At 38.2% G+C, this 5,866-nt stretch carries 8 protein-coding genes and 1 riboswitch; all 8 genes read left to right on the top strand.

Annotated features, from left to right (window positions below; genetic code table 11):
* Positions 1-245: LPXTG cell wall anchor domain-containing protein (locus MRZ08_RS07875; RefSeq protein WP_297381453.1), on the top strand; the 245-nt coding region annotated here is incomplete at its 5' end.
* A 154-nt stretch (positions 246-399) separates the two neighbouring features.
* Positions 400-1,167, top strand: a complete 768-nt coding sequence (locus MRZ08_RS07880) for an NERD domain-containing protein (RefSeq protein WP_297381456.1) — start codon at positions 400-402, stop codon at positions 1,165-1,167.
* Positions 1,168-1,247: 80 nt separating this feature from the next.
* Positions 1,248-1,763, top strand: coding sequence for a GNAT family N-acetyltransferase (locus tag MRZ08_RS07885; protein ID WP_297381459.1), 516 nt, complete (start codon positions 1,248-1,250; stop codon positions 1,761-1,763).
* A complete protein-coding gene (gene aac(6') / locus MRZ08_RS07890) occupies positions 1,760-2,197 on the top strand; it encodes an aminoglycoside 6'-N-acetyltransferase (RefSeq protein WP_297381462.1) in 438 nt (145 codons plus the stop codon). Before MRZ08_RS07885 ends, aac(6') begins: the two co-directional genes overlap by 4 nt.
* A gap of 92 nt (positions 2,198-2,289) precedes the next feature.
* Positions 2,290-3,066, top strand: coding sequence for a nucleoside phosphorylase (locus MRZ08_RS07895; RefSeq protein ID WP_297381464.1), 777 nt, complete (start codon positions 2,290-2,292; stop codon positions 3,064-3,066).
* 65 nt (positions 3,067-3,131) lie between these two features.
* A riboswitch (TPP riboswitch) is annotated at positions 3,132-3,230 on the top strand.
* A gap of 30 nt (positions 3,231-3,260) precedes the next feature.
* The gene (gene thiC, locus MRZ08_RS07900) at positions 3,261-4,556 is read left to right on the top strand and encodes a phosphomethylpyrimidine synthase ThiC (protein WP_297381465.1); all 1,296 of its coding nucleotides are present in this window, start codon (positions 3,261-3,263) and stop codon (positions 4,554-4,556) included.
* Between the two features lie 132 nt (positions 4,557-4,688).
* Complete coding sequence (locus MRZ08_RS07905; protein ID WP_297381467.1) at positions 4,689-5,318, top strand: MFS transporter; 630 nt, start codon at positions 4,689-4,691, stop codon at positions 5,316-5,318.
* 2 nt (positions 5,319-5,320) lie between these two features.
* Positions 5,321-5,842 carry an MFS transporter gene (locus MRZ08_RS07910; protein ID WP_297381469.1) on the top strand — a complete coding sequence of 174 codons (522 nt, stop codon included), beginning with the start codon at positions 5,321-5,323 and terminating at the stop codon, positions 5,840-5,842.
* The last annotated feature ends 24 nt before the right edge of the window (positions 5,843-5,866 follow it).

Genomic DNA, 5,866 nt, shown 5'->3' on the forward strand with positions numbered 1-5,866 from the left:
CAGAGAAGCCAGGAAGTCCTGACAAAACAGAGACCCCTGACAAATCTGAAAAACCAAAAAATAGAGATCAAGGCGTAAGAATTGACTTTGTTCCAAAGAAATCTGAGAAAGCTAAAGAAGCACAAAAAGATAATAAATCAAATCGTGCTCCAAAAACAGGCGTTAGCGGTACAAGTGGAGTGCTCCTAAGCCTCATCGGCGCTGCATCAGCCCTCTTTGTAACAAAGAAAAAGAAGAAAAAATAAGAATAGCTTATTATCAAATCGTATCGGCGAAAGTTATGCTTTTGCTGGTGCGATTTTTCTTTTCCAAATGACTAGGAAAATATTCTCAAATCGAATTTCCTAGAAGAAAGTAATTTGTGATATAATTATTATAATCAAAAATAAGGAGGATCATATGGAATGGGGAATAGCAAACGGATTTTTCCTTGCAGTTATTTTGGCCCTTACTGTATTTTGGGCTAAGTTTAAGGGAGATATAGGAGAGCTTGCAGTAACTTATAAGCTAAGGGACTTAGATAAGGAAAAATATAGGATTATCCACGATATTAAGCTTAAAAATATGGGAGGCAGTACTAGCACTACCCAGATAGACCATATAGTTATTTCTACTTACGGAATATTTGTCATAGAGACAAAGGCCTACAAGGGTAAGATTTATGGCAAGGAAAAGTCACGTACCTGGACTCAATACTTATCCAATCAGAAAAATAATTTTATGAATCCAATTTTTCAAAACTACGCCCACATAAGGGCAATCGAAAGTATCTTAGAAGATTCATATCCAGAGATGACCTATCATTCGATAATCGCCTTTTCTGGAGAGGCCAATCTTGACGCAATCGAAGTGACCAAGGCTAAGGTCTGCAAAATAAGATATGTAAGTGAGGCAATCAAAGATCTCTCGACAGAAGAAGTCATTGACAAAGAAGATATAGGAAAGATAATAGAAATCCTAGAGAAGAACAAATCCCACCAGACCGACTTCGCCCATACGAGGGAGATTAAGAAAATCAAAAAGGAAAACGAAGAAAAGATTAAAGCAAATATCTGCCCAAAATGTGGCGGAGAGCTTGTCGAAAGAGAAGGAAAATATGGGAAATTCATAGGATGTTCCAACTTTCCTAAGTGTAGATTTGTGCTAAGTCATAATAAAAAATCGTGAATATATGACCTATATAAATAGTGGAACATTCATAGTTAGAGTAAATCTCATAAATTATTAAATTAAACAAAGGATAGATTATGAAAATAGAATCAATAGAAAGCCCAAGGCTTATTATCAGAAGTTTTGTGAAAGAAGACGCTTTCTGGGCTTATCAAATATGGAATGATCCAGAGATGGGCGAGTACTTACCAGATGAAGCTAAGGAAGATGTGGATATGGCATATATAGAAGAGCTTGAAAAATTAGAAAATGATCCTGAATGCACCTATCTTATCCCTATATCTAAAGGAACTAAGAAAAGAGTAGGCACTTGTAGTTTTCTTTTAACAGATGGAGGAGAAACTTTCGATATCGCTTATTGCATCCACAAGTCCCTATGGAATAAGGGCTATGCCACAGAGATTGCCCAAGTCCTCATATCATACGCTAGGAATAAAGGGGCAAGTAAGGTAAGTATTATTGTAAATCAATATAATATGGCTTCAAGACGTGTTGCGGAAAAATGTTCTGGCAAAATCGTAAGTGAAGATACCTTCATAAAAAAAGGCAGTGGAGAAATTAAAAAGTCCTATACATACGAGATTAAGATATGAAGATTTACGAAGCAGGCGATAAAGATACATTAATTTTAGCCCAAATGGCTAAGGAGATTTGGGATAATGATAATCTCCTAGAATTGGAAAAAGAATTTATAGATATGATTCACAATAAAAATGAGACAGCCTTTATTTTATGCGAAGGAGACTTGCCGGTAGCCTTTGCCAATGTTTCTTTAAGATGTGATTATGTTGAAGGAACTGATTCTTCTCCTGTAGGGTACTTGGAAAGAATATTTGTAAAAGAAGCCTATCGTAAGAAATCTTACGCTAGAAGTTTGGTTATGAAATGTGAAGAGTGGGCAAGGGATATGGGAGCTATTGAATTTGCCAGTGATTGCCTGCTAGATAATAGGGACAGTTACTTATTTCATCTTGCGATTGGCTTTGTTGAGGCTAATAGGATAATTTGTTTTAGGAAGAATATATAATGGATAATAACTTAGGAAATTTAAAGCTTAGCTAATCTTCCTAAGTGTATGTTTTTAGGGAAAATACTAAGAAAGGATTTGAGCTTACTTAAATGACTTTATTTAAAAATGAATTTCCGATTTTGGAATATGATGATAGGAAGGAAGCTGTTATCAATCCCAATCACGAAGGACTTGACCTAAAGCTCCCTAGAAAATGTGTCTATGCTTTTTTGGCTGACCATATAGATGAGTATGCAGCAAATAATAAGGCTACCAAGGTTTCTGAGTTTGTATCGGCTACCAAGGTCTATCCAGTCTATGTAATAGACTATAAGGGAGAGCAAGTGACCCTTGCCCAGGCTCCTGTTGGTTCAGCAGCGGCCGCCCAATTTATGGATTGGCTTATATCCTACGGGGTAAGGGAGATTATATCTACTGGAACTTGTGGAGCCTTAGTCGATATAGAGGAGGGAGTCTTTCTTATTCCAACAAGGGCCCTTAGAGATGAGGGAGCAAGCTACCATTATATGGCTCCTTCTAGATTTATAGACATAGATAGGATGGCGATTTCTCCTATAAGAAAGACTTTTGAGGATAGGGGACTAACTTATCTAGAAACTACGACTTGGTCTACAGATGGCTTTTACAGAGAGACTAGGGATTTTGTCAAATACAGGATAGAAGAAGGCTGCCAAGTCGTGGAGATGGAGTGCGCCTCCCTTGCTGCTGTAGCAAGATTTAGAGATGTGATTTGGGGAGAGATTCTCTTTACTGCGGATACTCTATCTGATCCTAATAATTACGACCAGAGAAACTGGGCCGAAGATTCTTTTGCCTTTGCCCTTGAGCTTTGCTTGGATTCTGTTATTAATATTAGGAAGAAATAAAAAATAGGGCTTTAGTGATTTTATTTTACATATAAGGAAAACTCTATTATAATAGTAAATGTAAATTAATGATCTATGGGAGCTATATGCTGAGAGGAAGTTTTGACTTCGACCATCTTACCGGTCAGGATAATGCCTGCGAGGGATGAAGCATTTTTTCTCCTATAAGTAATTTTAGGAGGTTTTTTTAATTTATGAACTATAAGACACAGATGGAAGCTGCAAAGAATGGTTTTGTAACTGAAGAGATGAAGATTGTGGCCAAGAAGGAAAATGTTAGCGAAGAATTCTTGCTAGAAAAAATCGCCAAAGGCGAAATTGTTATTCCTAGAAACAAAAACCACAATTCAATATCTCCAGAAGGAATTGGAACGGGACTTAGGACTAAGATTAATGTAAACTTGGGTATTTCTAAGGATATCAATGATCTTGATCTTGAGATGCAAAAGGTAGATATGGCCCTTGATATGGGAGCTGAATCTATAATGGACCTTTCAAACTACGGAAAGACCCAAGAGTTTAGGAAAAGACTCATAGAAAAATCTACAGCTATGATTGGAACTGTTCCAATGTATGATGCGGTAGGATTTTTGGATAAGGGTCTTAGCTTTATCAAGGCCCAAGAGTTCCTCGAAGTTGTAAGAAATCATGCGGAAAATGGCGTAGACTTTGTAACTATCCATTGTGGAATTAATAGAGCAAATGCTGAGATTTTTATGAGAAATAGAAGGGTTAACGAGATAGTTTCACGTGGTGGGTCCTTGTTATTTGGATGGATGATGATGAATGATGCCGAAAATCCATTTTATGAATACTATGACGAGCTTTTGGATATTCTAAGAGAATACGACGTGACCCTATCGCTCGGAGATTCGCTAAGACCAGGTGGAATTCACGATGCGACAGACCCTGCCCAAATAGCAGAGCTAATTACCCTAGGAGAGCTGACCAAAAGAGCCTGGGAGAAGGACGTTCAAGTAATAATCGAAGGACCAGGCCATGTTCCAATAAATGACATAGAAATGAATATGAAGCTTGAAAAGAAACTCTGTCACAACGCACCATTTTATGTGTTAGGACCTTTGGTTTGTGATGTGGCCCCAGGCTATGATCATATCACAAGTGCAATCGGTGGAGCAATTGCAGCAAGTCATGGGGCAGACTTCTTATGTTATGTGACACCAGCAGAGCATTTGAGACTACCTGATGTAGAAGATGTGCGAGAGGGAATAGTCGCAGCCAAAATTGCAGCCCACGCTGGAGACATTGCCAAATTAAAAGATGCCAGAAAATGGGATCTAGAGATGAGTAAGAGAAGACAGAAACTCGATTGGGAGGGGATGTTCGAACTTGCCATAGATCCAGAAAAGTGTAGGGCCTACAGGGCGGCTTCAGCTCCAGAAGAGGAAGATACCTGTACTATGTGTGGGGCAATGTGTTCTGCAAGAAATATGAATCTTATCCTCGAAGGTAAGGATATTGTCCTATAAAGATTGTATCCATTAATTAAAAAGCATATAATAAGATAGATAGCTTAGGGGAGCTTTGCTAGATCAGCCGACATAATTAGACAGGAGGCTCGATGAGATATAGCCCCCTAGCTTTTAATTTGTGGAGGTATTGTGGTGGAAAAAGAAAAAATATATTGGCCGAATTTCATCTTACTTTTAAGCGTGACCTTTATGGCAATCATCTCAGAGCTTATTCCTTCGGGTATTTTGCCAGAATTAACCCAAGGGCTTAAGATTAGCGAAACTCAGGCAGGAAATCTCTTGGGCTTTTATGCTATAGCAAGTGCAATTTTCTCTATTCCCCTTATATCTGCTACAGTTGGATTTTCTAGGAAGAAATTGCTCCTAGGTCTCCTTATGGGATTTGCCCTTGGTAATTTTCTTGTGGGAATTTCCACTAGCTATGGCATAGCTCTTTTGGGGAGGATGATTGGAGGAATTTGTGCAGGAATTCTTTGGCCCATGGTTGCTTCATTTGGTATGAAGTTAACTGATAAGGCCCACAAGGGTTTTGCTGTCGCCTTTATAATAAGTGGGACGACCTTTGGTATGAGCCTGGGTCTTCCGATATTTACTGCAATAGGTAGAAATATTTCTTGGAGAGCAGAGTTTTTTGCTGTTTCACTGATTATTTTCATTATAGGAATCCTTACATACTTTATCCTACCAGAAGTAAGCGGTGAGATTCGTGATAGGACCAACTCTCCTTTTACCTTAATTAGAAACAAGGGAGTGTTATAGTAATGCTTCTTACTTCCCTTGCAGCTATTGCAAACTATGGGGTATATACTTATATTACTAATTTAATAAGGGCTATTGATTACACAAGAGGGATCGGCTTTGCCCAAGTTTTATTTGGCCTTGGCTCAATTATTTCTGTCCTTATTGCAGCCAAGGTAATTGATAGGCACATCAGATCTCTTACGATTTTTATGTTCGGATCAGCTCTTTTGGCCCTAATCATATTTGCTTATTTCTCAAATTATAGTCTAGTCTGTGATTTGGCCTTTCTACTTTGGGGAATAGGATTTGGGGCCTTGGTTAGCCTATTTCAAACAACAGTAGCAAGGCAAGTTAGGGAAAATGCTTCGGCTGTGGCTACATCCTTGCAATCAGCAAGCTTTAACTTTTCTATAATGCTTGCAAGTGCCCTAGCGGGGAGCCTTATTACAAATTATTCAGTTAAATTTATGCTTAGCTTTATGTGTCTGGTCCTTATAGCTAGCATATTTGTGGCGTTTTCATCAAAGAAAACTTTATCTTAACGGAGGTTATTATGAAGAAAAAAT

The organism is Anaerococcus sp. (assembly GCF_022770135.1).
Classification (GTDB): Bacteria; Bacillota; Clostridia; order Tissierellales; family Peptoniphilaceae; genus Anaerococcus.